Genomic DNA, 26,521 nt, shown 5'->3' on the forward strand with positions numbered 1-26,521 from the left:
GATTCGCTCCTTACTTTCTGATTTTTTTCTCCATCGCTTCGACCACCACGTCCGGCACCAGGCCTTTCAAGGCGCCACCGTTGATGGCCACCTCTTTCACCCCGCGCGAAGAAATATAATAGAACTCGGGGCTGGCAAAGACCAAAAGGGTTTCAAAGTCCGGCGCCAACTTGCGATTCATGTTCGCCATGGTCATCTCGTACTCAAAATCCGACACCGCACGCAAGCCCCGCACGATCACCTGGGCTTTGGCTTTTTTCATGTATTCCACTGTCAGGCCGCCAAAGATATCGACTTTGACGTTTTTCAGATGGGACAAGGATTTTTCGATCAAAGTCTTTCTTTCTTCAACAGAAAACATGCTCTGTTTCTGTGAAGATTGTGCAACCAACACGATGACTTCTTCATACAAAGGGGAAATACGGTTGATAATATCAACATGCCCCATTGTGATGGGGTCAAAGCTTCCTGGGTAAACGGCAATTTTACTCATGGTGTTCCTCTTCGGCTGCCGGTTCTTCATCCTGTTCCAAGGCACTTTCGTGACAGAACATACTTAGGATTTTATCGCCATATTCTTTTTTGCTGTAACGAACCACAGAGCCATAGCGGTCTTCCATGCGTTCTTTGGCCTGGGACTCAATCGCCAGCAGGGTCGTTTTGCCAAAGGCTGCACTGGTACTGGCTGCTTCCATTACGAAGTGAGCCATCTTTTCAGTGAACGGCGGATCGGCAAAGATAATATTGAACGGTTCACCCTCGTAGGATTTCAAATAAGCGATCACGTCCATATTGACGATCTTGTAATCCGCAGCCGGCACACGCAGTTTTTCAAAATTCTTGCGCGTGATGACCAGCGACTTGGGGTTCTTTTCAACGAAAGTGCAGAACTCCGCCCCGCGCGACAAAGCCTCAATGCCCAGATTGCCGGTGCCGCAGAACAAGTCCACTACGCGAGCGCCGTCGATATCAAACTGCAATTTATTGAACAGGGTTTCTTTCACCCGATCCGTTGTGGGGCGGATGTGGTCGGCATCAAATGCCACCAGCTGATGTCCACGATATTTCCCCGCAATAATTCTCATGACTACAAATCCTCTGCCATTTTCACAACGGCAAAAATATCTTCAAAAGGCTTCGGCACAAAAAGATTCGCACCCATCTGCTGGGCGGTTTCCATATTGTGTTCACCAGCGAACGCTGACATCAGAATCACTTTGGCTTTGGATTGATCGCGCATTTCCTTCAAAACTTCAGGACCGGTGCGACCCGGCATCAGCACATCCAAAAACACCAGATCCGGATTGGAAGTCTGCCACAGTTGCAGGCCTTCATTGCCATCACCGGCCTCCAGCACGTCATGACCCTTGCCTTTCAAGGCACGACTCAAAGAGCGGCGGACCAGAGCTTCATCATCAACAATTAAAATCTTCAAGGCGCATTCCTTTGCGGAAGCACGATCGTGAAACAAGTCCCGTGGGGATCCACGTCTCGGAATTCGATGGTGCCTCCGAATTTTTCAATGACTGACTTAGACATACTTAACCCAAGACCGGTACCAAGTCCCTCTTTTTTTGTCGTAAAGAAGGGTTCAAAGATGCGTCGACGGATGTCTTCCGGAATGCCCGGCCCGGTGTCTTCAATCTCCAGCACCACAGATCCATTGACCAAACTAGTGCGCAGGCTCAAGCGGCCCGGATCTTTCATGGCCTGACAGGCATTGTTTATCAGATTAAAGACCACCTGCTGCAACAAATGCGGCTCCACATAAACCGTGGAGCCCAAAGTTTGTAAATCCACCTCCAGGCGGTGGGTGCGCAACGCCGACTTCAACATCGGCAAAGTGCGCTCAACGACCTCATCCACGCTGATGAATTCCGAAGGCTGGTCTTCCCCTTTCGAAAAATCGAGCAGGTTTTTAATAATGCGCTGAGACCGTGCTGTGGCCTTTTCAATCTCGACCAGATCTGAATGCAGATTGCTGCCCTCTTCGGCTTCCTGCAGCAGCACCTGCGACAACGAGCGAAGACCGGTCAATGGATTATTCAGTTCATGGGCGATGTTTCCGGCCAGCAAACCAATGGCTCCCATTTTTTCACTTTGCAGCATGCGCAGGTAAAGTTCGCGGGACTGGGTGATATCCACATACTGGTTCACAACGTTTGTTGGACGACTGCCCTGATCCAAAAGCACCGGATAGCTGTGCACCTGATAGATGCGCCCATCCACCTGAATCTGGCCCGCGGCCGGTGCGCCTTCCTTCAAAGCCTGCGGCACCGGACACCCTTCACACGTGGCTTTGCGATGAGCAAAGCTTTCATAACACTTGTGGTGCATGAAGCGGTCACTGAATTTGCGATTGGCGCGAACCACGTTGTAGTCGATGTCCACAATCGCAATAGGGTCGCGCATACCATCGAAGGTCTTTTCCCAACGATACGAAAAAATGGAAAGCTGGTTTTCCAGCAGAACACGGTCCAAAGCCATACTTAACGGACGAACCCGGTCGTTCATGAAATCCATGAACGGCCCCATCTCTTTGTCGTTCAGCGAGTTCTCAATACACAGAATCGCTTCGCCTTCACCGCTGGTCAGGTGACTGGTCATACGCAGTTCAAAAGGCACAACATACGCTTTAACAAACGGACGGCCAAAGTGATTGGCAAACGAGCGAATCAGCTCGGCACTGGGCACTTGCGCTGTCTTGGGAAATTCAAAATAGCTGGTGGATTCGGTCTGAGTGAAATGCCCGGACTGAAAACTTAAGAAGAAGGTTTTTGATCCACCCAAGCGGAAGGCCAAGATCGGATCTCCCATCTTGTGGAACTTGCGAAGTTCCTTGCGCAGGATCGCCAGGATGTCTTCAAATGACGTCTGCGTCGCAAGATCCTTGATGAAACGAATCAACTGGCGTTCCCGGGTCAACTTTTCGCTTTCCTCATGGTGGGACATTTCAATGTACTGGGTGCGCTCTTCAACCATGCCCTCCAGGGAATGGGTCAGGGCTTCCAGCTGTTTGTTCTGGTGGGAAGATTCTTTCAGCAGCAAAGAGCGAGATAAAAACATCGCGTGCTTTTGCAAAGCGTTTTCGAGCTGTTCCCAGATCTCATGCTCCGTCAAAGGCCAGCGCATGAAGCGGTACACCTGGGCTTTGTTGATGCCCTCGCGGACCTCTTGTTCGTTAAGTTCTTCTGCGATCAAAATACGCGGAGCCATCGGCTGCAACAGGCGGGCTTGGTACAAAAATTCCAACGCATCAGAGTTGCCGACTTCCTGGACTAAGATCGAGGAAAAACGCTGACTCTGCAAAAGCAAAAGGGCCTCAGCAATAGAGGCCCTGAAAATGATCTCCACTTCCCGCTTTTGAAACGGGAAAAAGTGGGGAAGTCTAATTGGCGATACGTTTCCGACCCATAGAATGGGATCGAGCTTGTTCGGAATCGAACTGATTTCCTGTGTATTCGCCATTAAGTGATTTCTCCAACACCTTCAGGTGGTCCAGCCACATCTGAAGAACATTGTTTAAATCATACTCCAGGACATCCGCTAAAAGAACAAAATCCTTATTTTCCAGAGCGCGCAAGGCCTCAAGAACTGTTCTTTTGCTTTCAGCTTCGGTTTTATCCCAGTCCAGTGGCGTGGCGCCAAAGAACTGATCACCCATGGTTTCTTTGATCGTCATCGCACTGTCGATCAGGAACTCACAATTGTGAACCAGATCGTGAATGGATTTTAAAAGACCGCTCAGGCCCTGAGCACGCATGCGCTTGGCCAGGTTTTCAGTTTGTTGAATCAATTCCGGCATCGCCTCAATCCAGCCGCGCAAAACAATGCCCGTCAGATCACGGCTGTTTTCAGTCAGATACTCCAAGGTTTCAATCTGCTCCAGCGTCACTGTTGAAAAACGCGCCTCATCGGCTTCAGCCACTTCCAGACCGTTGACGATATAACGGCAAACAACCTGGTTGGTATGGCGCAGGTCCGATTCAATATCACTGAACACGCGCGCCAAAGGAATATTCTCGTTATAGAAATTGCGAAGATCGTCTCCGCTGACTTTAAACCGCTCCATTGCCTGCCTCTTCCTTGAGTGCCTCATGTGGAATGTATACATGAAGGTAGCGTTTGAATCGCTCATGCACATTCAATGTTGCGGTACGGATTTCCTCGAGCGAGCCGGGTGCAATGCAGATTCTTTCCGCTTGATACCAGCTTACTAGAGGACTCAATTCCGGAACCATTCGGCTAATGTTGTTGATAACTTCTTCGGCGCTATCCAGGAAAGGAGCGACCTTGGCCACCCCCAGCTCTGGAATCAACGCCAGCTGTTCCATCGCAAAAGTATTGATATCATTCAGTTTCATGGCCCCTTGCAGGATCTCCATGCGGTCGGCCACCGGGAAACTGCCGCCCATATAAAGAGCTTCTACCAGCTGCCACTGGAAGGATTCTGAAGGCGCCTCTTCGCGAGCATAGCTCACAAGGCCGCCCGTTCTAACGATCAGTCCTTCGCGGACCTCACCATCCAAAAGATCCCCCAGCACCGCACCCAGGTCCTCGGCCACCACTTCGGATTCACTTTCGCGGCGATAGATAAAGGACAGACTTGCTTTCGGGCCCGTCTCCCAGAAATTCACGGGGCCCACACTGACGTTCAAAGTCGGTGTGTCCGTCAAAGAGGCAATATGAACAGGCGCACTGTCGCAACCCACCAGCACTTCAGCTTTCTTGATGATCGCTGGCAGTTCGGACACCTGCGTGCGGCCCGCCAGATTCACAAAAGTCATATCCGGCACCTGGGTTTCAATCTGCAGCGCCAATGGCGCTTCGGCAGCTGAACCGATCAGCACCACTGGAAGATGCGCATATCTTTGCGAAGTCACCTTCAAGGCGCGCACCCATGCATCGGGGCTTAAAGCCTTCTGTGGATCGCTGGCACCGACATGCAAAACCATGTATCGTTCAGGCAAAGTCACTGAAGCTTCCTGATACGTGGAAATGCCCCAGTCCTCTTCGGTGTACTGTACATCGACCATGGATGCCAGAATGTCCGCCACGTGAACGCGGTTGGGCTTATCAAGTCCCACTTGGGCATAGAAATAGGCACTGACGTCATCAGCAAAACACAAACTGCCGTCGGCGTTACGGGTGTAACCGCTCACCACCGTGTTTGGCTCTGACAAAGCATGAGTCAGATAGCTTGAAAATGGGGAAAACGTAAAATTAATGATGCGGTCGAATTGTTCGGACTTCAAAGTCGTCACAAATTCGTCCATATGACTCAAAGACGCTTCCAGATCCGGTTCCGTCTGAATCAGCGGCGTCAGAATCTGACTTGAAGGCAATGACCAATGACGATCCACCGCCTGCAACCCTTCAAGGGCGCTTTCAAAGCGCGGACGAGTCAGAATATGAATCTCTGCCGTGGGATAAGTACGACGCAGGCCCTGCAAAACAGGCCAGGTCATATAGATGTCCCCGAGCCTAGCGAGTTGCAGGATGAGTATTTTCATTTTTAATCTGTTCCTTAACGAGTTCTTTCAACAACTGAACTTTTTCAGCTTCCTTGCTATAGCTTTGCGTCTTCAAGATCTCGCTGTAGGCTTTTTCCAGTCTCTTCAAAGCCACTGATAGATAGTTGTCCAATTCCTTTTGCATAGTACGCTCCTTCCATGGAGAGAGATTGCAAATGACGAGTCAATGTTTCACGAATTGCCAAAAGCTCGGCCTGATCTTCCAGATCCACTTTCACGCGATCCAGAACCTGGGTCGCCTGAGAATAGCGGGCCAGCAGGGATTCCACGAACCCCTGGAAATAACCGGCGTCATCTTTTTTACTTTTAATAATATCCTGAGCCACCAAGATCAGTTCAGCCACATCCGTTGCTGAAACCGTTTTGCGGCTGGCCAGCATTTCCCGTGACGGTAACGCCGCGATAATGCGTTTTTGCCAAGCCAGGTAAATCTGCGTTTTTTCCTGATAGCTGTTCAAAGCCAGCACCAGGTTCTTTTCCGGATGGGAATCCAACAGCTGCTGCAAAGCCGCTACATACGCAGGCTCAGCATCGCGCGAAGCTTTATCCAAATAAAGCTTCCAGGTCGCCCGCTCCAAAGATCCCGCGGTGTTTTCGATATTCCGGGATTCACCACTAAGTTCATCCCACACCTCACCGAACACACGTTCCACGGTGATATCTTCAGTCAGTATTCTTGCGTTTTCGGAAAACGCCCCGGTTTTCACAGCATCGCTTGTGCCCATAACCAGTTCCACCAAAGGGACGCCCATTTGCGCTGCCAGATGTTTGATGCTGGTGTCGCCGGTAACCAGCAACGCACAGTCTTGCAGATGCTTGCGGGCTTCGGACAGATCACAGATCAAAAGATCTTTTTCCGAAAATGCGCTTAACAAGGTTTCGCGTTCAAACGGAGCCCCCAGAATCTGAACCTTGTAATCCACAAGGGCCATTTCAATGGTTCTTTTCAGTTGAACGAAATTATCCAGGCCCCAGTTTTTAGCTGTCTGACTGGTCAGACACTGGAACAGAATGGATTTGCTTTTCTTGCGAACCCCGGCGGCCTGAGGCCGAACCGGAAGGTTGAAGGAATTCCCCAAAAGCTCGACATAATGAAACAGCGACTTTTGGGTCCCCGAAAAGCGATCATTAAAATACTTAAGCCAGCGGTTGTCCATCCCACGGAAGCGACCGTCTTCTTGATGAAGACCACGCTTTTCCGGGATTTCCAAAGCGCCCAGCAAATAGGCGCTGAGCCTGTTATGAGTAAAATTATAAGCCAGATCGTACTTCTCGCCATTCAGCGACTGTACAAGCTCTTCCAGCACGGAATAGGAATATAGAATATTAAAGCCGCTCTCGCCCAGGCCCCGCTGCAAAGTTTCCCGGTCAAAATGGATGTACTTATCCACCACACCGTGAAGGATGCGTTCGACATTTGCGAACTGACGGTTCATCAGCAGATGAATCTCGGCCGTGGGATGTTTTTCCCGCAGACCGCGCAGCAGAGGTTCCTGCTGGATGATGTCACCAAGCCTCAGAAGAGAGACAACCAGAATCTTCATTTATTTCACCAATTCACCGAGCACGCGGAAAATCTGTTTATTAGTTTCAGGCATCGCAGAAGCCTCAATCACCGGAATCACATCGTTGATGGACAACAACTGATTTGGCTGCAGATAAAGGGCTTTCATGTTGATACCGAATTCTTCGAAATGATAACGAACGGATTCCACCGAACGACCCGTCAGGTGCGCGAACGCTTCAGTGAAGAACTGAGCCTGCGCCCCCCAGCATTCCTGGAAAGAAAGAACGAAAGAGCGATGATTCAGCACTTCCTGGAACAGTTCAGACTTGAAAAGATCCTGAGCGGTTTGCACCACACGAATCTCTACACGGTCTTCCAGATCCGGGAACTGGGAACGGAACACTGGAATCAGGGATTCACGGGATTCAATCACCGTGATACGTACATCCGGATCCACGTCCGCCAAAGCCGCCACATGGAAGCCGGCGCCAAGACCCACCACCACGACATGCTCTGCCGGCAAAACACCCAAAGAATAAGCCCACTTCAAGCCCTCACCGCGCGGATCGCGCAGAGAAGCCAGTGCCTGACCCTCTTCAAAAGCAATCAGGGATGATTCGTGATTTTCAGAGAATGTGATCATAGGCATTTTAAGCAACCTTCTGTGATGCGGTGATTTTCTTTTTAAGATTTCTGACTTCTTTGTGATCAGGATTCCAAAGAAGAACGCGCTCGATTTCAAGCATCGCCTGCTCGACCTGACCGGCACTGCACAGCAGATTGATCAGAACCAGGGACATGTCTTCATCTTCTTCCACACTTGCAAGATAACCCTGAAGAGCTTCGATGGCTTTTTGTAACTTACCATCACGCAGACCCCAGTTCGCAGCCAGATGAACGGCTGTACGGTTTTGTGGATTGATATCGATAGCCGTTTCAATATTGGCCCAAGCCAGTTCCATATCACCGAATTGGCTGTGTACCATGGCAAGGCCAACCCAGGCTTTGTCATTTTCCGGATTTATTTCAACGGCTTTACGGAAGCAGTACAGGGACTTGTCATAATCGCCACGCTGAACTTCCAACGTACCGAAGTTCACCAGCAGCACATCAGACTGCGGGCTCATTGTGTAAGCTTTATTATAGTATTCTTCCGCGCCGTCGAAGTCGCCCTGACGCACGAAAATATTGCCCATGTTTTTGTAGGTCTCAAACAAAGTGTCGGACTCATCTGTCAGAACAGCCAAAGCTTCAAAGTATTTGTCCAAAGCTTCCTGATCGCGACCGGATTTATATAAAGACGTGGCGTAGCCATGCAGGCTTTCAAAGCCATAGTCAACTTGCGCCAGGGTCTTTCTGACGATCAAGGCTTCAGAATTGCGGGACATCTTGTCCAGACAGTTCGCCAGCATGTTCAATGTTGCAGGATTTTTGGAATCTTTATTGCTGGCTTCGCGTAACAGATTCATCGCCAGAGGGTATTCACGATGTTTCATCAATACTTGCGCGTGACGAATAAAGTTGGCTACACGAGGGTCCGTGATTCTTTCTTCTTTGACTTCCGGCAGTTCCGCATCGAAATCGGCAATGGCCTGTTGCGGATCAAAATAAATTTTAGTGGATTCCTGAACGAACTCAGGACCTGATTGGTCACCGGAAATTTCACTGGACTTTTGAACGATCTGATTTTCCAACATCTGTTGTGCTCTCCTCGCGAAGACTTGATGGAGCAACACAGATGCCAATGGGTCGTTTGTGATTTAATTGAATCTGAGGCAAGTTCAGCCAGTTGTTTGACTCTTTGGCCAAACTCGCCGTCATGTTTTTGTCAGGAAAATTTTTCCTAGACCTCTTCATCCAGACGCTGATTGAAGGTCTTGGTCTTGTAACCACCCACAGCCTTACGGTTGCGGCGAACCTCCTGCAGTTCACGGATAATCGAGTTCTTGGCCATTTCAATGCAAGCCAACACTTGAATATCCTGCTCGATAATGCGGGCAACATATTCATCCTTGATGGACAAAGCCTCTTTCACCTCGCGGCGTTCGTTGTCAGCGATCACGCTGTCTGCACCGATCTCGGAGTGAGCCTTTTCAATCTGGGCGTCCACATACTTAAGCACATCCAGAATGCGGTCACGGGTCTGATAGAAGTGCTCCAGATTGTCAAACTGCCCTTGGGCGAAGTTTGCCAATTCCACTTCATTCAGTGCATAGAATTTTTCGAGGTAATGATTCTTTTCGTTCAACAAGGTGATAATTCTGGTCATGTCCCCTCCACAGTGACTCATTCTTAGCCTGCTTTTTTGTCTGGTGAATTGTTGGTTTCCTGCTTCAACTTTTCCACTGCCTGAACCCAGCCGTCATACAGCGTGTTCAGAAGCTTCAAGTTTTCTTTCAATGGCTCAGGACTGCCTGTGATATTGGCTTTGGTGTATTGCTCCATCATGAACATATAAAGCTGTTCAAGCTGGTTCGCGACATCGCCACCGACTTTGTGATCCAGAGTGTTGTTCAGTTCCATAATGATATCGAAGGCGCGCCCAATGTTCGTGCCGCGATCTGCGATTTTCTTTTCTTCGGCTGCCTTGATAGCCAGCTTCGTGAATTTAATGGCACCTTCGTAAAGCATCAGCAGGATTTTTTCGCGGCTGGCGCTTTGTACTGAAGTCGTTTTGTACTTCTGATATGCATTTTTGTTCATAGACCCCTCACTCCATTCTTACTTATTCAACGTTCTTATGCCTTGGGTGCCATCGCTGCGAAGCGTGCCTGCTGCGCATTGAGGTCCGACATCTTTGACTCCAGATCCGCGAATTTGCGTCGCAGACTGTCTTCTTTTCTTTCCAACTGGCGTTCTTTCGTTTCAATACGGTTGTTCACCTGCTTGATACGATCCTCCAAACCACGTTTACGGTTGGAGATGGTGCCGAACTGCCCGTTCACCAGATTCCCGATCTCACGCTTCACGGTCGCCACAAAACCTGTGTTAAAACCGTCACCGCGCAGAAACGCCGCCACCGCCTGTGGGTTGGCCTGCAGTACTTTGTTGAACTTGTCTTGCGAGAAGTTCAGGGTACCGTTTCTGTTGAACTCAATCCCCAGCTCACCCACACGGCGAATCGGAGATTCCACACCCATTTGCGGATTCAAAATCACCCGGCGCAGGCTGTTCTCAATCGAGCGCAGCATGCCGTCACCACCCAAAGGGCCCAGGGACGGGTTCTTGCCGTTACCAGCCTGGAGCTTGCTCTGCTTCTGGATGAAATCCAGAGCCGCATTGTAAGCGTCCACGAAGCTTTTGATCTTGCCGCTGATGACCTCAAGATTTTCTTTCACTGAAAGACGAATCTCGCGTCCCGGCGCCGCAGATTTAAAATCCAAAGTCACGCCCGGCACCAAATCCGTGGATTTGTTGTCGGGAAGTTCAATCTCAAAGCCATCGACTTTGACCTTCGCGTTCTGCGCTTTGCGCGACTCTTCGAAGTACATGTCCTGATCCCCGTCCAAAAGATAAATTTTTGGAAAGGTCACCTGGCTGTCGTTACCCGTGGAAAGACCCGACACAAGAAGCTTGAACGGATTTTCCTGGTCCTTGCGGTCTTCCAGCACCTGGGCTTTCAAGCCCACGTTGGCAGCGTTGATTTGTTTCATCACGCCATCCAAAGTGGAGTTGGATCCGTTGATGTACACCTCTTTCGTCCCCTCGGGGGTTTGGAATTTGATGTAACCAACACCGATCTGAGTCTGATCCTTGTCCGGGAAACCGTTGGACATGGCCGCTGGCTTTTGCGCCAACTGCACCACTTCCAGCGAGTATTCCCCGGGAATGGCCATTTGCGGGTCGACTTGGCCTTCCACTACATTGGGATCGCCACTAAGAAACTTTTTGTCGACAAAACCGCTGGTGGAAGTCATCTCACCCAGATTCTTGGTGATATCATTCACCTTGGATTCCAGATCCTGCACCAGCTTGAGCTTGTCTTCCTGCTTGGCGCGACCGACTTCCATTTGTTTCACGGGAATTCGCTCAGCTTCCATCAGCTGCTCAACGATATTTGGTGGTAGCCCAGAGGCCATGCCGGTTATACGAATCCCTGCCATGAATTCATTGTGTCAAAATGATTCAATGACCGTGAGTCAATTAAATGTCTCTAGGAAAGGCCAGTGGAGAGGCTTTCAGGGCTCTAATGAAAATAAACCCACAGGGATTTTGACAGGGTCCTGATTTGCTGGACCTCCTGCCGGGAATCTTATGCACTTTTGAAATTAAAACTTATGCGGAACGCTTAAGCAGCTGTCCTCGAGGAGAGTTATCAGATGGCAAAGTCCATAATTCCAGTTCAGGAATTCGGCGGATAATCGTGCCCAGATTGTCTTTCACGACAACAAAGCGTCCATCGCCTTCGTCTTCAAGCTCTACGGTCCACTTGTGTTCTTTCATTGCTGGCAGACTGCGCAGGTGATCCATGGCTTTTTCAAGCTGCTCTTCAGTCATCGGCTCGCGCTGTTGCTGCTGATTCTGATATTGCTCTTGCCCGTTGGCATCACGATCGTGTGCAGAATCGGACTGAATCGTCTTTCCGATCGAATCAACATGGCGAACTTCATTGTTCGGTAGAATGTTGGAAATCAGTCCCTTGATATTCATGCCCAACATATCGGCACATTCCCCCCTCCCCAAAAGGTGCCTGGTTGTTTTTTCTGGCAATAGCGCATCATTCCCAGACAGAAGTCGTCCCAATATACGACTTCCCTCGACGAAGGAAAGAGGCCTAAACTATCCCTACGGACAGGAGTGGCCATGCAAAAACAGCTTGCGAAGGAACTGACATCACTTGTGAACTGGGCCGTAACAGAACTTGGGCACGTCATCGAGGCCGAGCTGGGGACCCGTGCCTTTCAGCGCATTGAAAACATCCGCCTCCATGTAAAATCCAAAGCCACGCGCGATATCAACGGACTGCTGAAACTTAAAACTGACATGGAGAAGCTTTCCAATCAGGAGCGCTTCGAGATCGCCCATTCCTTTGCTCTGATGCTGGAGCTTATCAATGCCTGCGAATCGGCGTACCGCACCCACCGGCTTCGTGAGGAAAGCAGCCTTGTTGTCAGTGAAGAAAAACATTCCTATGGACGCGTGATCCATGTCCTGACCGCGCACCCGACTGAATCGCGCAACAGCGACATGCTGGTTTATCTGCGCATGATTCACGAACTGCTTTTACAGCGCCTGCAATCCAGCCACAGCACACAAACGGCCCGGCTGCATTCCCTGATTCGCATGGCCTGGCACCTGCCCATGTCAAAGCAGCGAAAACCCACAGTGATGGACGAGGCTGAATATATCTATTCCCTGGTTTTGCAGGACAACGTCATTGATATTTATCTGCAGCAGCGGCAGGAGAAAAATCCGTTCTATATCCGCACGTGGGTTGGTGGCGACAAGGACGGACACCCGGGGGTGGATGAAAAGACCATGCTGGGAAGTCTGAACATGTCCTGTCAGCGTCTGCATCACTGGGTGGCGCGACAGTTTTCCGAATACATGACAGAGCTTGCCCCATTGGTGCGCTCGGGGCTTGACCAAAGAAAACCAACACAGAAGCTGCAGCAGCACGCCCGCGCCGTGAAAGCAAACCTGATCAAAATTCGCCGCATTTCTGCCGGTGATGCCGCCCGGGTGGATCGCCTGACCAAATCCCTGCAGAATCTTTCCCACGAACAGGGGCGGATCTTCGGGACCGAATCCGAAAAACTGAACCGCATCCGCTTTCTGCTGAAGATCTTCCCCGGTCTGGTGGTCCCACTGGAGCTTCGTGAAGATAGCACGTTGGTGCATGAGGCTTTGGCAAATCCTTCCAAGCCTCCGAACATCACACGCATGCTGATGGCTTTGTCACGCCTCTGCCCTGATCACAATCCCCGCGATTACGTCCGGGGATTTGTCCTAAGTCAGTGCGAGTCGGCGAAAGATATCACTGCTGGAGTTCGACTAAGTTCACTACACTTGAAGGGGCCCCGTCTGCCCGTGGTGCCGCTATTTGAAAGTTCACATTCCCTTAAGAGCTCTAAACAGATCATCTCTGAATTCCTTGGCACCCAGAAACATGTGCAATTGATAAAAAAGCACTGGTCCGGGCAACTGGAGGTCATGCTGGGGTATTCGGATTCCGCCAAAGAAAACGGATCCTTCCCATCGCGCTATATGATCCAATCCGCCATTGGCACTCTGGAAAAAGCCATTGAAGGCCGAGGCCTGACCCCGATCTTCTTCCATGGGTCCGGCGGCAGCATAGAACGCGGTGGAGGCTCCATCCAGGAACAGACCGAGTGGTGGCCTCTTTCTGCTTTGAAGACCGTCAAGATGACCGTGCAGGGCGAAATGATTTATCGCAACTACAATTCACCGGACATTCTGCAAAGACAGCTGAATCTGCTGGTGGAAAACCGTGATGTCCGAAAACAGAAACCCGCCTCGCGCGGCTCTGTCACCACGGAAAAAACCTTGAGCACTCTGGCCGGGGCCATTCAATCCAGCTATCAAAACATTCTGAAGCAGGAAGATTTCCTGGAGCTGATTGAAAAAGCCACGCCTTATTCTTTTATGAAAGACCTGCGCATGGGGTCCCGGCCGTCGAAACGCCAGGGACCTGTGCAGCTAAAAAGTCTGCGCGCAATACCCTGGGTGTTGTGCTGGACTCAGACCCGTGCGCTGTTCCCGACATGGTGGGGGCTGGGTTCTTTCTGGACAGGCCTGTCGGCGGCAGACAAAAACAAATACCGTCGGGCATTTAAGGAATCCTCGATGTTTAGAACCTACATCAAGGCCGTGGGCTTTACTTTGGAAAAGATCGAACTGGATGTGTTCTTTATGTATCTGCGATCCTCGAAGCTTTCACAAAGCACTGTCGCCAAATACGAAAAAAGCTTCCGCACGGAATATGCGAAAGCCGTCAAATGCATTCGGGAAATCACAGGTGAAAAAAGCCTGCTGTGGTACCGCCCGTGGCTTGAAACCAGCATCGGCCTGCGCTCGCCGCTGATTCATCCTTTGAATGTCCTGCAGCTTGTGGCCCTTGAAACCAAGGACATCAAGCTGCTCAGGGAAACAGTCACCGGCGTTGCCAGTGGAATGCTGACTACCGGTTAGTAATGGTGTCGCGAAGCCTGGTGACGTCGACCGCCTTCATAGCAAGGTCCATGGCTTCGGCATCAAGCTTGGCGGAGTTTTCCATCAAACCTTCTTTGACGACAACAAGCTCTTCAGGGGTCAGACCGAGCTGGTCGAATTTCCCTGCGGCAAGGGCTTCTTTGGCAAGCTTCTGGAAGAATTCAGGATCGGTGGCCGTAGGACTCAAGGTTTTCAGGTATGCCGTCAAGCCACCCATTTCCTTCAACTGCTCGTTGATTTCGGCGTCCCCGGTCGTGCTGCCATTGTTAAAGTCCTTCCCACTGTAACCCCAACGCATGTACGGAGAAATAAAGTCCTCCACCACATCGGCAATTGTCAGAAGAGGATTTTTCTTGTCGCTCTTATACAGGGACTCGGCAATTTCCAAAGACGGGCTGAAGGTGACTTGCACAAAGGCTTTGTGCTCGATCTTGTACCCGGCTTTTTTCATGTACTCCAGGGAATAGATAGTGCTGTTCAACGCATCTTTTGCGGCCCTTAGAACCTTTTCGCGTTCTGCAAAGAAGACATTGCGGTACATATCCTGACGATCACAGCCAATGATATTTCTTCCACCGGATCCTGCCTCCAGAATATGTTCATCCGAGCAATACATGCTTTTGCTTTTCGCGGACTCGATGCCTTTATAGGCCCAGTCGATGGCTTTCTGGTCATAAGGCATCACCTTGTCTTTAATGAAGGCGCCCGAAGCCAAGGAAGCAGCATTGTCCGTATAATCCATCACGGTGGTAACAACAGCCTTTTCAACGGCAAGATTTCCCCTCGCTCGCTGTTCGATCGTTTCTTTAATCTCTTTATCCGTGTATTCGGTGGAAGAACTGCCCGCAAAGTTATGACGAAGTCCCAGAACGTGACCCATTTCATGAGCGATCACAGCGCGCACATTGTCTTCCTGGTCCGGCTGGTTCATGTCGACTCTCATCCCGCACAGATCACCGTGCTTGAACGAAAACACATCGTTCTGTCCACCGGATGTCATGTCTTCCTTCTTGATGAAAGAGGACGTCATATAGACGAAGCCTCGGAAGGCTTCGCCCGTCAGGGGGTCCACCTGGGCATTGGCGTAAGCACCAAACCCGTTGTCCCAGTGAATCCAGCGAATCACAATTGACCGGTCCGTTTGCGGATCCGAATCCTTGTAACCAGTTTCAATTTTCAGAACGTCACGGCCCAGAACGCGGTTCCAGTAAGTCACACCCTCTTTCACTGCCGCTTCCATTTTTGCCGGAACATTGGCATCGATCAACACGCGAATGTCACCGGCTTTTTCGTCGGTGTTCCAGCGGATGATCTGGGTTTTCATGTTGTCTTCACCTTTTTTAAAGGTGTTGTTGATGAAGAATCCAAAACGGCTCTGCGCATCCATGGGTTTGGACTTGAATTCATCGTTCTGCACGTAAGGTTTGATTTCAAAAAACAGAGTTTTGCTGGTTTCAAACTTTTCAGGCTTTTTCATCCCGATCTGCTTCAGCTTTTCTTCAGCTTCTTTGTTGGCCTCGCCGGTTTCACGGGCTTTTTCCACGACACGGATCACCTGCTTCATGAAGATCGAGTTGTTACGCAGGGACAAAGAGCTGACATAGGAATCCTTGATATCCAGATGGGATTCCAACTTTCGTTCGCCCCGCTCAATCACGTCGGAATACGTATAGGGCAAAACGATATCCATGGAGTCCTGCAGATTCATAGACAGGAAGCCCTGGCCCATGTCGAACACCACCTGATCGGCGGTCTCATCGACGATGGCAAAACTTTGAATCAACTGATCGGCGGTGACCGTCTCGACCACGTCTTTGACAGTCTGATTGAAGATCGCGATGCGATCCCCGTTTCTTTCAAAAGACACCAACTGCGGGCGGAAGAAACTGGGCGCAGCTGAACGGGACGACTCGATAACGGTCGGCACCAGCATGAACAGCTTTCCTAATGAGGACTTTTCGAAGGTCACATGATTTTTACTGACCTTGGCGGAAGCTTCGATTTTTTCAGGAGGCAGAGAGTCTTTGACGATGACTTTTTCGGTCTCTTTACTACAGGCAACCAGCAGGGACGAGCAAAGAAGCATGGCAAATGTAGAACGGCTCCAGGACAGCATACGTACTCCCAAATCGATTTAAACCCCTTGCCGCCGTCTAAAAACGAGACAGCGAACCCAAAATTGGGTCTAAGCCGGACACCATATCCAACTTAACAGGCTTAAACTTTCAGGAATTACAGCAAAGCAAGAACTGCTCCACTGACAGGGATAATCAAACCAAACGCAAAAAACCCCGTGAACCGAGGCAACCGTATGATCCTAATTATGTTGCGAGGAATCCCAACCCCTTAAGTACCCCAGGAAGACCCATGTCTTCCTGGGTAGGTTGGTACCGAGAGGAAACGGAGGTATCCTCTCAGGTCAAATCCTTATAAAAAAATTCTAATATTAACCAATCAGTCTTAGTGCAGAGTTTGGCATTGCGTTGGCTTGAGACAACACAGATGTATTCGCCTGCAAAAGTACCTGGTTACGAGTCGTCTCTGCAGTTGCTGCTGCTACGTCTGTATCGCGGATACGAGAGTTAGCTGCGGAGATGTTCTCATGTTGCACACCCAAGTTATCAACTGTGGACTGCAATCTGTTCTGAAGGGCACCCAGATTTGCGCGGTAACCATTCACTTGAGATTGTGCAGAGTCCACTGCTGCCAGTGCCTCTTGTGCACCTTCTTTGGAAGAGAAGTCAAAGCTGTCAATTCCCAAAGAGGACGTGGATGCATTTGTTTCACCGGCGTTGAAGGAGATTCTATCTGCTTCAGGGTCATTGTTGATACCTACCTGGAAGTCGAACTTGTCGCCGGAACCATCCAGAAGTTTTGTTGTACCGAATCTGGTAGTCTGAGTGATACGTTGTGCCTCAGATTTAAGTTGCTGAACCTCTTTATCAAGGAAGCCGCGCTCTGTATCACCGATAGTGTCAGAAGAGGCTTGTACACCCAGTTCTCTCATACGAGTCAGGATGTTGGAGATCTCTGACAAACCACCCTCTGCAGTTTGAACCATGGAGATACCATCGTTCGCATTTCGGGAAGCCTGGCCCAGAGAGCGAATTTGCGATTTCAAGTTTTCACTGATCGCCAAACCTGCTGCGTCGTCCGCCGCTTTATTGATGCGGGAGCCGGATGCAAGTTGTGACATTGATTTACCGATTTCACGCTGAGAGTTAACCATTGTTCTCTGTGCGTTGATTGCGGATACGTTCGTAGAAATTCTCATTCCCATTTGGGACCTCCATTAAATCGGCCGCCTTATACCTACTTAGGCTAGCCAGTTTGTACACGTTGTTGACCCAAACTTTTGTCTGGCTCTCTCAAGCGAATCTTCGTAAGGCAATCACTCCTTGCGGGTTCCTCGAGAGCTTCGACTTGGTTTGCGTCGTTGCTTCTGACATACCTTTCGGCGAGGTCTTGAAAGGCTTTAGTCGCGTCCAGCACTTCTGGACCATGATCCAGTAAAAGCTGGACTAAGATCCTGAAAAACAGACCAAAACCCTGCACTTTTCAATACCAAGGTCCAGTCCCACCCAACGTCTACCCCGACTAAGAAAAGGTGCCTGGTTGTTTTTTCTGGCTACAAAGCAGTAAAATTCGACTGCCGGACCTAAGAACTAATAAGAAGAAGCGCAAACAGGGCGAAGATCTTGCTCTTCACTCTCTGATCTGCGCATTCATAACTTCGTATTGATGAGCAATCACTTTCACATGATAGTCCGATCACCACAGGCAAACTTAAGTGAAGCCATGCAGTACTTCATGCGCGCAACGGGTGATGATCTGCGGGAAATCAGCGGAAGAATAAATCAGACTTATGGCGGTCGCTTTCACCGTAGTTTGATCGCTCATCCACGGCATTACGATCACGCCTATAAATATGTATATAGAAATCCGGTGGAAGCAGGGCTCTGCGAAAGAGTTCAGGACTATCCGTATTCAACGATACAAGCATTGTTGGGAAGAAAGATGGTAGAGGTTCCCGTACTGGAAGACCCTCGTTGGAGCACCTGGGACAGCCGGGTGCAGACATTACGGTGGCTGAACGCCAAACCTAATGAGGAAAGTTGGGACTTGGTAAGAAGAGCACTTCGCAAGGGAGTGTTTGCCTTACCCAAATTAGACAGTCGTCTTTCTCCCCTCGAAAATTGTGCGTTGTAGCCAGAAAAAACAACCAGGCACCTTTTCGAAAATCCCCGGGGACGGGTGTCCCCGGGGTGGGCTTAAGACGAGGAGTATATGTGGGCGACCCCTCTTCCCGAGAGAAGCCTTATCCCAGAACAGGCTTCTCCCGACATTCCGTAATCGCGAATGTGAATCTTAAATATTTTACGCTGATATAATTAGACCAACTTCATTGCAACTTGAGGCAACTGGTTGGCTTGAGCCAGAACCGACACCGCTGTATTTTGCAGAATACTTGCAGATGTCATTTCGGCCGTTTCTTTCGCCACGTCGGTGTCGCGGATTCGAGAATTCGCCGCTGACAAGTTCTCATAGGACACGTCAAGGTTACTCACCGCGGACTCCATTCGCGATTGCATCGCACCGAAGTTCGCTCGCATACCCGAGACTTTTTCAATCGCCTGATCGACCTGCTCCAGAGACGCTCGCGCATCCCCTCTTTCCGCCATGGCAATCGAATCGATTCCCAGAGCCGAGGCCGTCGAGTCGGCATCAAATTCAAATTTAATAACGTTGTTCTCATCCGAGTAAGCACCCACCTGGAACTCCATGGCTCCGGCAGTACCATCCAGCATTTTCTTCGTACCGAAGACCGTGGTCTTGGCAATACGATCCGCCTCTTGGATAAGTTGTTGGGTTTCTTTATTTAGGAACTCCCTCTCTGTGTCACTCACAGTATCGGAAGCGGCCTGTACGCCCAGCTCTCGCAGACGCACCAGAATGTTGGAGACCTCATTCAAGCCCCCCTCACTGACCTGAACAAATGAGATGGCATTGTTGGCGTTGTTTCGCGCCTGACCGATACCTTTCAATTGTCCTTTGAAGTTCTCAGAAATCGCCAAGCCTGCGGCGTCGTCGGCCGCATTTACGATACGGCTACCAGAAGCCAGTGCCTGAGCGGCATGCTCTGCGCGTTTCTGTTGTTTGGATAGCACACGTTGTGCTGCGATAGATGCGGTGTTTGTTGCGATTCTTAAGCCCATAGAACCCCCCTTGGGATTAGAGATCCGGAGCCGCTGGTTTTTGATGGAATCTAAAATGAACTAAGGTAGCACCACTTACCTTTTGAACACCCGAAATCCGCCTACGTCCCGTGATCTGATTTTGTTTTTAGTAACTCTTAACTTTTAAAAAATTTATTTAAGGTTGGAGCCGCCCCTCTGAAGAAACGGTGATTGGACGTTTCTTGAGAGGAGCTTGAGCTTCGAGAGGAGGTATCCTGATTTGATCTGGAGATCCTTTTTAGCTTGCCCAACGTGTACAACAAACTCTTCGGACCTAGGTCCAGAAAACTTTAGCCCAAGGTCTAGGATTTTTTTTGGCGGATTTGCTAGTGCTTGATTTTACTGGATATTAAGGACTCAAAAATTTTTGACCAAGGTCCAGGCAAGGCTCGACCAAGGGCTAAAAAACGATGTTTTATCGAAGACTTATGTTACACGCAAAAAACTCTACGGTGTTTTACGAACTGCCAGGATGTTGATTCCAGCCGTCGTCGGCGAAGCCATCATCACGCGCTCCACATAGCCGTACAGAGACTCTTTCTTCACACGTTTATCGTCGTCACTGCCGTCACGAGATGCCCCGTTGCTGGCGTGAACCATGTAAAGCACACCCTTTTCACGAATCAAAAAGCCCATGTGTGAAACATCCAGGCGAGTCCCGATGGCTTTGCGCAAGTCCCAGTTCGGGCGCACCACATGGAAGATAGTCCCCGAGGGAATTTTATCCATCAGCTCGGGGTTTTTCAGCAAGTCCTCTTTGGCAATGTAAGGCAGCTGACCCAGTTCCGGTTTGAAATCACGGCTCATGCCCACGAAGGCCTCGCCCTTTTTTGCAAACCACAGATCTTTTTCAATCCATGTCTGGGACCACTTCGTTTTAGACCCGGCGATAGAACCGGTAATGTCTTTCACAAATCCGTTTGCAATATTATTGGGAATCCAATCCACACTGGGGAAATGATTGCGCGTCTCGTATGACACCACCGCTTTTTCATAGCGGATCTGATTCATGCGCTCACGGAACTGTTCCGGAGTCGACGACAGCGACAACGCCAGCACTGTTTCCACAAACGTTGTGCAGTCAAAACCATCAAAGCGATAAAGCGGTCCATGACTGATGTCACCTTGAGGGCCTTCACCCAGCGGATCCACAATGTACGGGCTTTTTTCAGAAAGAAACTGCAAAGCAAACATCGACACACGGTCTTTGCCCTGCCCCTGCTTCAATTGCGCTGTTGAGGTGTAAAGGTTTTGCAGGCGCTGGTCGGCCCCCGTTACTTCAGCCAACGCATAAACCGGCGCCATCCCCATAATCATGGAGGAAACAAGCAGTGATTGGAGCAAAGAACGTTTCATAGTCACCTCATGAAAATCCAGCATTCCCATACAAAGCAAAACGGGGGCTCAAAGAGCCCCCGTTTTATTCATTCTCACTGTAAAAAACTGTGTATCACTTTGACACAGCGACATTTAAAGCCGCTATTTCACAGCCTCGGTCATCCAGGCCTCCAGCGCCGAAGCCCCCTGCCATTGGGCCTTGCGCACATCCTGAGCCTTGCGCACCACCATGAAAGACACCGTCGCAGACACAGGCTCCTGCGCCAGCAACCCAATCGCCGCCGCATACACTGACGGAGATTCCGACGGCAGCACATGCCCTGCATTCGCCACCACAATCACACGGACCGGCTTGCCTGAGCGCAAATAATTTTTCAAAGCCTGAATCTGATTCTTCAGACGTTCGGAATTTTCTTCCCCCGCCAGAATAAAATCGCGAGTCACAGCGTCTGCTTTGTAATCCACCTTGGTCAGATCAAAGTCCTCGGCCGCGCGGGCGATCGTCACGTATCCGGTCTTGATATCTGCCGTGCGCGGCTTTGCGCCGTAGAATTCAGGATCACTGGCAAGATTCGCATCAACAGTCACCCCCCAGTGCTTGGTGTAAGCCTGATCACGGAACTGACGAATCCAGTACGGCGCCATTAGCGGATTCATGCCCAGCCAGCCTTCCCACAGCTCGGCGTTCTTGGCCGCTTCAGGATTTGTTTCGGTGGGGATACCCAGCGGAACTGTTTCAATCACATGCGGGAAAATTTTAGGATTTAAGAAAGCCCCTACGGTCGACGTGTAAGACAACGTCACCGGAACAGCGTCTTTGATTTTCAAAGCCGCAACCAGCTTTTCAATGTCAGAAGAAAAGTCCGCAGAACGAATTGTCGAGTCATACAGAAAGTACGGCGTTTCAGTGGCAGAAAGACCTTCAATGGAAAGAGGATGCGCCGGCAAGGAAGGCAGCAAAAGATTCCACCCTTGTTCTGCCAGCAGTTGCACGGAGCGATCCTCGGCGCCGAGGGCGCGATTCACCCCGGGAAGTAAAATCAATGTCGAAGAGGCTTTGTTGGTCTGGATGTATTCATAGGCAATCACTTTGCCGGATCCCAAACGAAGATACTGAACCTTTGCCGCGGCTGTCAGTGATACCAGAAGAACTGAAATGAACAGAGCGATTGTTTTCATGCAGCTGGAAGTAACAAAGGCTCTGGGCCTTGGCAACAGCTAAAAAATAGAGCTTTTATGCTAGTCTTGCTGTTCTTCCAGAATGGATTTTTTAAGTCCCGGGAATCCCCGGCGGTCTCGCGCACTGGCGGCTTCTTCGCCGCGGACCACACGATATTCAATGCGATTCTTGGGATCCCCAAAACCGAGGCGCGCCATGGTGTTTTTCTTATTACGATGATCCATGTAGCCTGTGAAGAAATCAAAACGACCAGCACCCTTGACTCCGCCGCCCGCATCGCGAATGACGATGTACCCATCATGAACTTCGCCATTTGGCATCTTCGCGCCCACCAAGCGTGGAATGTAAAGCACATCACCCAGCTTATAGATTTTCAAATCTGCGGCTGCCGAGAAATAAGGATCCAGACATGCGTTGCTGACACCATAACCGAAAGGGCAAACCTTGGTGTCCGTCACAATAAAACGAGCCACGCCGTCTTTGGTAGAATGATAATTGTAAGAGGTCGACACGCCGTCGTCCTCAATCAGGCAGGACCCCTGAAGCAAGCACTGAGCATAATCCGAATCACAAAGTGTCGTCAGCACGCGGCCCTCGGGCGAAAGCAGATCACGCAGTGATGCGGAAGAACACTTGTTCTTATCCAGTTGAATTGTGGGCTTAAAATAGATGGTGGGAATTAATCCGGAACCATCGCTGGACTTGGAAGCCGCGCAGGCGTTCAGCAACACCACCGCCGCAAGAAGAGCCAGAGTCTGACTGAAGATTTTCATAGTTTGGCCCTCCTTTGTTACTGCTATTTATAGCAAATTTCAGAGGGATTTTGCGGCCTTGCTGGAAAAATACAGACAGCGCGTGTAAGGCTTACACTGATGACCAAAGTTTAATCAAGGCGCAGAAGGTACTTCAGCAAATAGTCATCCACGATGCGCTGATAGTTGACCTTCTCCAGGGCTTTTTTAAGCTTAGCCGCCTTATCACGATTATGGGTGTTAAAGGCGAAATACAGCTCTTTATCTTCCAGGATCCTCTGATTGACAGAAACCTTGCCGGCATATTCGGGATGAGTTTTTGAAATCAGATACCGGGCGTTGTTGATATCCATCAGAGCACCATCAATCTGCCCCTGGGCCACCCGTCGCACGTTGGTGTCGTCGCTTATCACTGCTTCGACCGTCAGCACTCTATCCTTAACCAGGCGATTGAATTCAGTGGTGTTACTGTAGCCCTCGGTGATGCCCAGCTTTTTTCCTTTCAGATCCGGCAGTTTGGCCCAGACCAGAGGCTTGCTTCGTTGCTGAATAAAACCCAGTGGAGACTTAAACAATGATTCGGAACGTGTAAAACCGGGCAACACATCTTTCCATGAAGGAAAATAACCAACCACATCAGGCTGTTCAGCCTTTTTCTGAGTTTGAGTCCAAGGGTAAAACACAAATTCGACACTGATGCCGGCTTTGTTGAGAGTGTCTTTCAACGCCTTTGCCGCTGCTCCGTTTTCAGGACAGCGCGAACAGGTGAATGGAGGCCACTCCAGTGTCATCACCACCCAGCGTTCCGCATAGGACCGCGAGCTTGTGAGCAGCAGCACTGCCGTCAGAAAGAACGCCTTGATTACATTCATTTAACTCTACTCCCAAGCCTAGTTTCGCACTTGTATTTCACTCGCTGATTGAACTAGGAACACGTATACGATATCACTAAAAATGCATAGGCTAATCAATAAGCATGACATTACGTTTAAGAATTTTCTTATTCAATTTAATCTCCGTCTTTCTTGCGACGTTTGTCGTCGCGCTTATTGGCCTCAAGATTGTTGAATCCACCGTTATCGACAGCACCTATGAACGTCTGACTCAAATCCGTATCAGCAAGACCAGCTCCATCGAAAATTATTTCCGTGATCTGCAAACGGCGATCAATCTGATCTCTTCTCACGAACTGACGGACGATCTGCTGCATGAAAAGAAAGTCGACAGCCTGCCCGAGTTCCGCCGCCTGCTGGATAACTATGTCCTGGACTTCAATATCTACGACATGGCGCTGATCAACAATCAGGGCGTTGTGGTCTACACGACCCGCAAAGACATCGAAGACGGTTCATCCGTCTCTGTAGGTTCGATTCCGGGATCAAAGCTCAAGGACATCTACACTTGGGGCGTGAAGGCCCAAGAAGGCTCGACTCTGTTTCTGGACTTTGACAAGGACAGTTTGAATCCCAATTCAGCCACCGGCTTTGTTGCCTCCCCGATTTATCGCAACCTGCGCCCGGTCGGCGTTCTGGTTCTGAAAATTTCCATCTCGGAAATTGATCGCATCACCAGTGATAACTTTGCATGGCCGACCCACGGCATGGGCCAAACGGGCGAGACGCTGATTTACGGCGAAGACTGGAGTCTGCGTAACACCGGAAGATTCCGCGTTGAAGCCAGCCAAGCTGCTCAGGGAAGCCTTGAAGCCGAAGTCCTTTCATCCAACCGCGGCGATGAAGACATCAAAAAAATTGAGAACCTGAGCGAAGTGCGCGAGCTGGGCACTGACTATCGCGGGCAGAAAGTCATCCGCTCGATCGGAAAAATCTATCTGCCCAACGGTGAGCTTTGGTACATCCAGACCAAGATTGACGAAAGCGAAGCCTTTGCCGTCCTGGACCGTATCGCGATTGCCTCCAGTGCCGCGGCGGTTTTGATCTTTATCCTGTTCTTCTTTGCGACCTTTGCCGCCACCGGAAAAGTCGTGGAACCCATCCAGCTTCTGACCGACCGCCTGGAAAAACTGGGTACCAGCAACCTGACCCAGAAGATCAACTATAATTCCAAGGACGAAATCGGTTTGCTGGTGAGCAAGTACAATCAGCTGGCCGACCGTTTGGAAACCACCACCGTTTCCAAAGAGTTCCTGGACAGTGTCATTCAATCTATCAAGGCCTTCCTGTTCATCGTCAAAGTGAGCCATCACGACGACTGGAGACAGGCATCGTACATGATCTCACAGGCCAATGAATCCGCGCTGAAGTTCCTGGGTTATTCCACGAATCAGATTTCCCATGTGGACCTGAAACAACTGATCAGCACGCAGGAAGAATTCAACAACTACACCTGGCTGCTACAAACCCGTCACAGCATCGAGGCCGAGATCACAGCCCAGGACGGACGTCGTCTGCCGGTGCTGATGAACTGGGCGGCCCTTCCAAACCGCACCAGCAAAGACCTGACCTTCGTATTCGTCTGCACCGACATCACCGACCGTATCACCGCTGAAACCGCCCTGATCGAAGCGCGTGAACAGGCCGTAAAAGCATCCCAGGCGAAATCCGAATTCCTGGCTCGTATGAGCCACGAGATCCGCACCCCGTTAAATGCCATCATCGGTATCACCGACATTCTGGCGGAATCTGATCTGAAACCGGAACAATCCCAGCTGGTGCGCGTGTGCGCCAATGCCGGTGAAAATCTGCTGGCGCTGATCAATGATATTCTGGATATTTCCAAAATCGAAGCCCGCGAAGTGCGTCTGGAAAAAATCGCGTTTGATCTGGAATCCACGACCACGAATATCTGCGATATCCTGAAACAAAAAGCGTCTGAAAAAGATCTGAAGTTCTCGTTAAGTGTGAATTTACCAAAGAACCGTGCGCCGTTGGTCATCGGGGACCCGACCCGTCTGCGCCAGATCCTGTTCAACCTGATCGGAAACGCCATCAAATTCACTCAAGAAGGCGAAATCGCCGTGTCCCTGGACTTTGACGGGACTTCGCAAAAGTTTGTACGTTTCACAATCCGTGACACCGGTACCGGGATCCCTAAAGACAAACAGCACCTGCTGTTCCAGAGCTTTGTTCAGGCCGACAGTTCCATCACCCGCAAATTCGGCGGCAGTGGTTTGGGTCTGACGATTTCAAAAAATCTGGTTGAGCTGATGGGTGGACGCATCTGGTTCCAGAGCGAAGAAGGCACCGGAAGCTCGTTCTATTTTACAGTTCCTTACATTCCGACGGAAGCTCCGCGCGAACTGGTGGCACCTGAAAAAGCCCCGGTTGCCAATGCGACTCCACGTCCGCCAATGAATGAACTGACGGTCACCCGTTCGGCACGCATTCTGGTGGTGGATGACACTGAAGACAATCGCTTCCTGCTTTTGACTTATCTGAAAAAACTGCCATTTGAAGTTGTGCAGGCCGAAAACGGCAAAGAGGCCGTTGAAAAAGTTCTGGCTGAACCATTTGATTTGATTCTGATGGACATTCAGATGCCGGTGATGGATGGCTATGCGGCCACCCGCAAGATCCGTCAGTGGGAAAAAGATCAAGGCACCGAACCAATTCCAATCATCGCTGTCAGCGCCAACGCCATGGCTGAAGACATGCAAAAATCACTGGATGTCGGCTGCACTGAACACGTCACCAAGCCCATCAAAAAGTCAGCCCTGCTAGAAATGATTCAAAGATATCTAGGCTGAAAACCCCGCCAGAACTACAAAACTTCCTTCTAACGAGTTTAAAGGCTGGTCAAAAAGGGTCAGCCGCAAGGCGGAGTAGGCCCTCGCAGCGCAG

The 26,521-nt window shown here is 50.2% G+C and carries 22 protein-coding genes; 2 read left to right on the plus strand and 20 right to left on the minus strand.

The features are described 5' to 3' along the window. Positions 1 to 10: 10 nt before the first annotated feature. The 13 genes from coaD to AC04MQ_RS00310 all read right to left on the minus strand — a co-directional run bounded on the left by coaD (position 11) and on the right by AC04MQ_RS00310 (position 11,700). Positions 11 to 493: a pantetheine-phosphate adenylyltransferase gene (coaD, locus tag AC04MQ_RS00250; RefSeq protein WP_041576929.1), complete on the minus strand. Its 483-nt coding sequence runs from the start codon at positions 491 to 493 to the stop codon at positions 11 to 13. Continuing rightward, a complete protein-coding gene (rsmD, locus tag AC04MQ_RS00255; RefSeq protein WP_475390488.1) occupies positions 486 to 1,085 on the minus strand; it encodes a 16S rRNA (guanine(966)-N(2))-methyltransferase RsmD in 600 nt (199 codons plus the stop codon). Before rsmD ends, coaD begins: the two co-directional genes overlap by 8 nt. Before the next feature lie 2 nt (positions 1,086 to 1,087). Beyond that, complete coding sequence (locus tag AC04MQ_RS00260; RefSeq protein WP_038451406.1) at positions 1,088 to 1,435, minus strand: response regulator; 348 nt, start codon at positions 1,433 to 1,435, stop codon at positions 1,088 to 1,090. Then, positions 1,432 to 3,354 (minus strand): ATP-binding protein, encoded by a 1,923-nt coding sequence (locus AC04MQ_RS00265; RefSeq protein WP_475390491.1) that lies wholly within the window; start codon positions 3,352 to 3,354, stop codon positions 1,432 to 1,434. The genes AC04MQ_RS00260 and AC04MQ_RS00265 overlap by 4 nt, the downstream gene beginning before the upstream one ends. Positions 3,355 to 3,388: 34 nt before the next feature. Beyond that, positions 3,389 to 4,072: a hypothetical protein gene (locus AC04MQ_RS00270; protein ID WP_475390493.1), complete on the minus strand. Its 684-nt coding sequence runs from the start codon at positions 4,070 to 4,072 to the stop codon at positions 3,389 to 3,391. Next, the gene (locus tag AC04MQ_RS00275) at positions 4,059 to 5,513 is read right to left on the minus strand and encodes a glycosyltransferase family 9 protein (RefSeq protein ID WP_475390495.1); all 1,455 of its coding nucleotides are present in this window, start codon (positions 5,511 to 5,513) and stop codon (positions 4,059 to 4,061) included. Before AC04MQ_RS00275 ends, AC04MQ_RS00270 begins: the two co-directional genes overlap by 14 nt. A gap of 56 nt (positions 5,514 to 5,569) precedes the next feature. Continuing rightward, positions 5,570 to 7,078, minus strand: a complete 1,509-nt coding sequence (locus AC04MQ_RS00280) for a glycosyltransferase family 9 protein (RefSeq protein ID WP_475390497.1) — start codon at positions 7,076 to 7,078, stop codon at positions 5,570 to 5,572. Further along, positions 7,079 to 7,690, minus strand: coding sequence for a polyamine aminopropyltransferase (locus tag AC04MQ_RS00285; protein ID WP_041576925.1), 612 nt, complete (start codon positions 7,688 to 7,690; stop codon positions 7,079 to 7,081). A gap of 1 nt (position 7,691) precedes the next feature. Continuing rightward, positions 7,692 to 8,738, minus strand: a complete 1,047-nt coding sequence (locus tag AC04MQ_RS00290; RefSeq protein WP_475390499.1) for a tetratricopeptide repeat protein — start codon at positions 8,736 to 8,738, stop codon at positions 7,692 to 7,694. Positions 8,739 to 8,884: 146 nt separating this feature from the next. Beyond that, positions 8,885 to 9,310 (minus strand): hypothetical protein, encoded by a 426-nt coding sequence (locus tag AC04MQ_RS00295; protein ID WP_015089770.1) that lies wholly within the window; start codon positions 9,308 to 9,310, stop codon positions 8,885 to 8,887. A 23-nt stretch (positions 9,311 to 9,333) separates the two neighbouring features. Next, entirely contained in the window at positions 9,334 to 9,744 is a 411-nt protein-coding gene (fliS, locus tag AC04MQ_RS00300) for a flagellar export chaperone FliS (RefSeq protein ID WP_015089769.1), read from the minus strand. A 35-nt stretch (positions 9,745 to 9,779) separates the two neighbouring features. Further along, positions 9,780 to 11,144: a flagellar filament capping protein FliD gene (gene fliD / locus AC04MQ_RS00305; protein ID WP_041576923.1), complete on the minus strand. Its 1,365-nt coding sequence runs from the start codon at positions 11,142 to 11,144 to the stop codon at positions 9,780 to 9,782. 172 nt (positions 11,145 to 11,316) lie between these two features. Then, entirely contained in the window at positions 11,317 to 11,700 is a 384-nt protein-coding gene (locus AC04MQ_RS00310) for a flagellar protein FlaG (RefSeq protein ID WP_475390502.1), read from the minus strand. Between the two features lie 144 nt (positions 11,701 to 11,844). Between AC04MQ_RS00310 and AC04MQ_RS00315 the strand changes: the two genes are divergently transcribed. Next, positions 11,845 to 14,193, plus strand: coding sequence for a phosphoenolpyruvate carboxylase (locus AC04MQ_RS00315; RefSeq protein WP_475390504.1), 2,349 nt, complete (start codon positions 11,845 to 11,847; stop codon positions 14,191 to 14,193). On the opposite strand, the gene AC04MQ_RS00320 is transcribed toward AC04MQ_RS00315, so the two are convergent. The 7 genes from AC04MQ_RS00320 to AC04MQ_RS00350 all read right to left on the minus strand — a co-directional run bounded on the left by AC04MQ_RS00320 (position 14,183) and on the right by AC04MQ_RS00350 (position 23,593). Then, a complete protein-coding gene (locus tag AC04MQ_RS00320; protein ID WP_475390506.1) occupies positions 14,183 to 16,330 on the minus strand; it encodes a zinc-dependent metalloprotease in 2,148 nt (715 codons plus the stop codon). The genes AC04MQ_RS00315 and AC04MQ_RS00320 overlap by 11 nt on opposite strands. A 330-nt stretch (positions 16,331 to 16,660) precedes the next feature. Then, on the minus strand, positions 16,661 to 17,494 hold the full coding sequence (locus AC04MQ_RS00325) for a flagellin N-terminal helical domain-containing protein (RefSeq protein ID WP_041576920.1): 834 nt from the start codon (positions 17,492 to 17,494) through the stop codon (positions 16,661 to 16,663). Positions 17,495 to 18,605: 1,111 nt separating this feature from the next. Next, on the minus strand, positions 18,606 to 19,430 hold the full coding sequence (locus AC04MQ_RS00330) for a flagellin N-terminal helical domain-containing protein (RefSeq protein WP_015089762.1): 825 nt from the start codon (positions 19,428 to 19,430) through the stop codon (positions 18,606 to 18,608). Positions 19,431 to 19,898: 468 nt separating this feature from the next. After that, positions 19,899 to 20,807 (minus strand): N-acetylmuramoyl-L-alanine amidase-like domain-containing protein, encoded by a 909-nt coding sequence (locus tag AC04MQ_RS00335; RefSeq protein ID WP_475390508.1) that lies wholly within the window; start codon positions 20,805 to 20,807, stop codon positions 19,899 to 19,901. Positions 20,808 to 20,930: 123 nt separating this feature from the next. Continuing rightward, positions 20,931 to 21,968: an alpha/beta fold hydrolase gene (locus AC04MQ_RS00340; RefSeq protein ID WP_475390510.1), complete on the minus strand. Its 1,038-nt coding sequence runs from the start codon at positions 21,966 to 21,968 to the stop codon at positions 20,931 to 20,933. Positions 21,969 to 22,028: 60 nt separating this feature from the next. Next, the gene (locus tag AC04MQ_RS00345) at positions 22,029 to 22,742 is read right to left on the minus strand and encodes a 3D domain-containing protein (RefSeq protein ID WP_015089759.1); all 714 of its coding nucleotides are present in this window, start codon (positions 22,740 to 22,742) and stop codon (positions 22,029 to 22,031) included. A 110-nt stretch (positions 22,743 to 22,852) separates the two neighbouring features. Then, the gene (locus AC04MQ_RS00350) at positions 22,853 to 23,593 is read right to left on the minus strand and encodes a substrate-binding periplasmic protein (protein ID WP_475390512.1); all 741 of its coding nucleotides are present in this window, start codon (positions 23,591 to 23,593) and stop codon (positions 22,853 to 22,855) included. Between the two features lie 104 nt (positions 23,594 to 23,697). Between AC04MQ_RS00350 and AC04MQ_RS00355 the strand changes: the two genes are divergently transcribed. Beyond that, positions 23,698 to 26,427 (plus strand): ATP-binding protein, encoded by a 2,730-nt coding sequence (locus tag AC04MQ_RS00355; protein ID WP_015089757.1) that lies wholly within the window; start codon positions 23,698 to 23,700, stop codon positions 26,425 to 26,427. Positions 26,428 to 26,521: the final 94 nt, after the last annotated feature.

It is taken from the genome of Bdellovibrio sp. MYbb2 (assembly GCF_056175685.1).

What these genes read in the sequence shown, in the direction of transcription:
- coaD (WP_041576929.1), bottom strand. Translation starts at nt 493, where the DNA reads ATGAGTAAAATTGCCGTTTACCCAGGAAGCTTTGACCCCATCACAATG.
- rsmD (WP_475390488.1), bottom strand. Translation starts at nt 1,085, where the DNA reads ATGAGAATTATTGCGGGGAAATATCGTGGACATCAGCTGGTGGCATTT.
- AC04MQ_RS00270 (WP_475390493.1), bottom strand. Translation starts at nt 4,072, where the DNA reads ATGGAGCGGTTTAAAGTCAGCGGAGACGATCTTCGCAATTTCTATAAC.
- AC04MQ_RS00275 (WP_475390495.1), bottom strand. Translation starts at nt 5,513, where the DNA reads ATGAAAATACTCATCCTGCAACTCGCTAGGCTCGGGGACATCTATATG.
- AC04MQ_RS00280 (WP_475390497.1), bottom strand. Translation starts at nt 7,078, where the DNA reads ATGAAGATTCTGGTTGTCTCTCTTCTGAGGCTTGGTGACATCATCCAG.
- AC04MQ_RS00285 (WP_041576925.1), bottom strand. Translation starts at nt 7,690, where the DNA reads ATGCCTATGATCACATTCTCTGAAAATCACGAATCATCCCTGATTGCT.
- AC04MQ_RS00290 (WP_475390499.1), bottom strand. Translation starts at nt 8,738, where the DNA reads ATGTTGGAAAATCAGATCGTTCAAAAGTCCAGTGAAATTTCCGGTGAC.
- AC04MQ_RS00295 (WP_015089770.1), bottom strand. Translation starts at nt 9,310, where the DNA reads ATGACCAGAATTATCACCTTGTTGAACGAAAAGAATCATTACCTCGAA.
- fliS (WP_015089769.1), bottom strand. Translation starts at nt 9,744, where the DNA reads ATGAACAAAAATGCATATCAGAAGTACAAAACGACTTCAGTACAAAGC.
- fliD (WP_041576923.1), bottom strand. Translation starts at nt 11,144, where the DNA reads ATGGCAGGGATTCGTATAACCGGCATGGCCTCTGGGCTACCACCAAAT.
- AC04MQ_RS00310 (WP_475390502.1), bottom strand. Translation starts at nt 11,700, where the DNA reads ATGTTGGGCATGAATATCAAGGGACTGATTTCCAACATTCTACCGAAC.
- AC04MQ_RS00315 (WP_475390504.1), top strand. Translation starts at nt 11,845, where the DNA reads ATGCAAAAACAGCTTGCGAAGGAACTGACATCACTTGTGAACTGGGCC.
- AC04MQ_RS00320 (WP_475390506.1), bottom strand. Translation starts at nt 16,330, where the DNA reads ATGCTGTCCTGGAGCCGTTCTACATTTGCCATGCTTCTTTGCTCGTCC.
- AC04MQ_RS00325 (WP_041576920.1), bottom strand. Translation starts at nt 17,494, where the DNA reads ATGGGAATGAGAATTTCTACGAACGTATCCGCAATCAACGCACAGAGA.
- AC04MQ_RS00330 (WP_015089762.1), bottom strand. Translation starts at nt 19,430, where the DNA reads ATGGGCTTAAGAATCGCAACAAACACCGCATCTATCGCAGCACAACGT.
- AC04MQ_RS00335 (WP_475390508.1), bottom strand. Translation starts at nt 20,807, where the DNA reads ATGAAACGTTCTTTGCTCCAATCACTGCTTGTTTCCTCCATGATTATG.
- AC04MQ_RS00340 (WP_475390510.1), bottom strand. Translation starts at nt 21,968, where the DNA reads ATGAAAACAATCGCTCTGTTCATTTCAGTTCTTCTGGTATCACTGACA.
- AC04MQ_RS00345 (WP_015089759.1), bottom strand. Translation starts at nt 22,742, where the DNA reads ATGAAAATCTTCAGTCAGACTCTGGCTCTTCTTGCGGCGGTGGTGTTG.
- AC04MQ_RS00350 (WP_475390512.1), bottom strand. Translation starts at nt 23,593, where the DNA reads ATGAATGTAATCAAGGCGTTCTTTCTGACGGCAGTGCTGCTGCTCACA.
- AC04MQ_RS00355 (WP_015089757.1), top strand. Translation starts at nt 23,698, where the DNA reads ATGACATTACGTTTAAGAATTTTCTTATTCAATTTAATCTCCGTCTTT.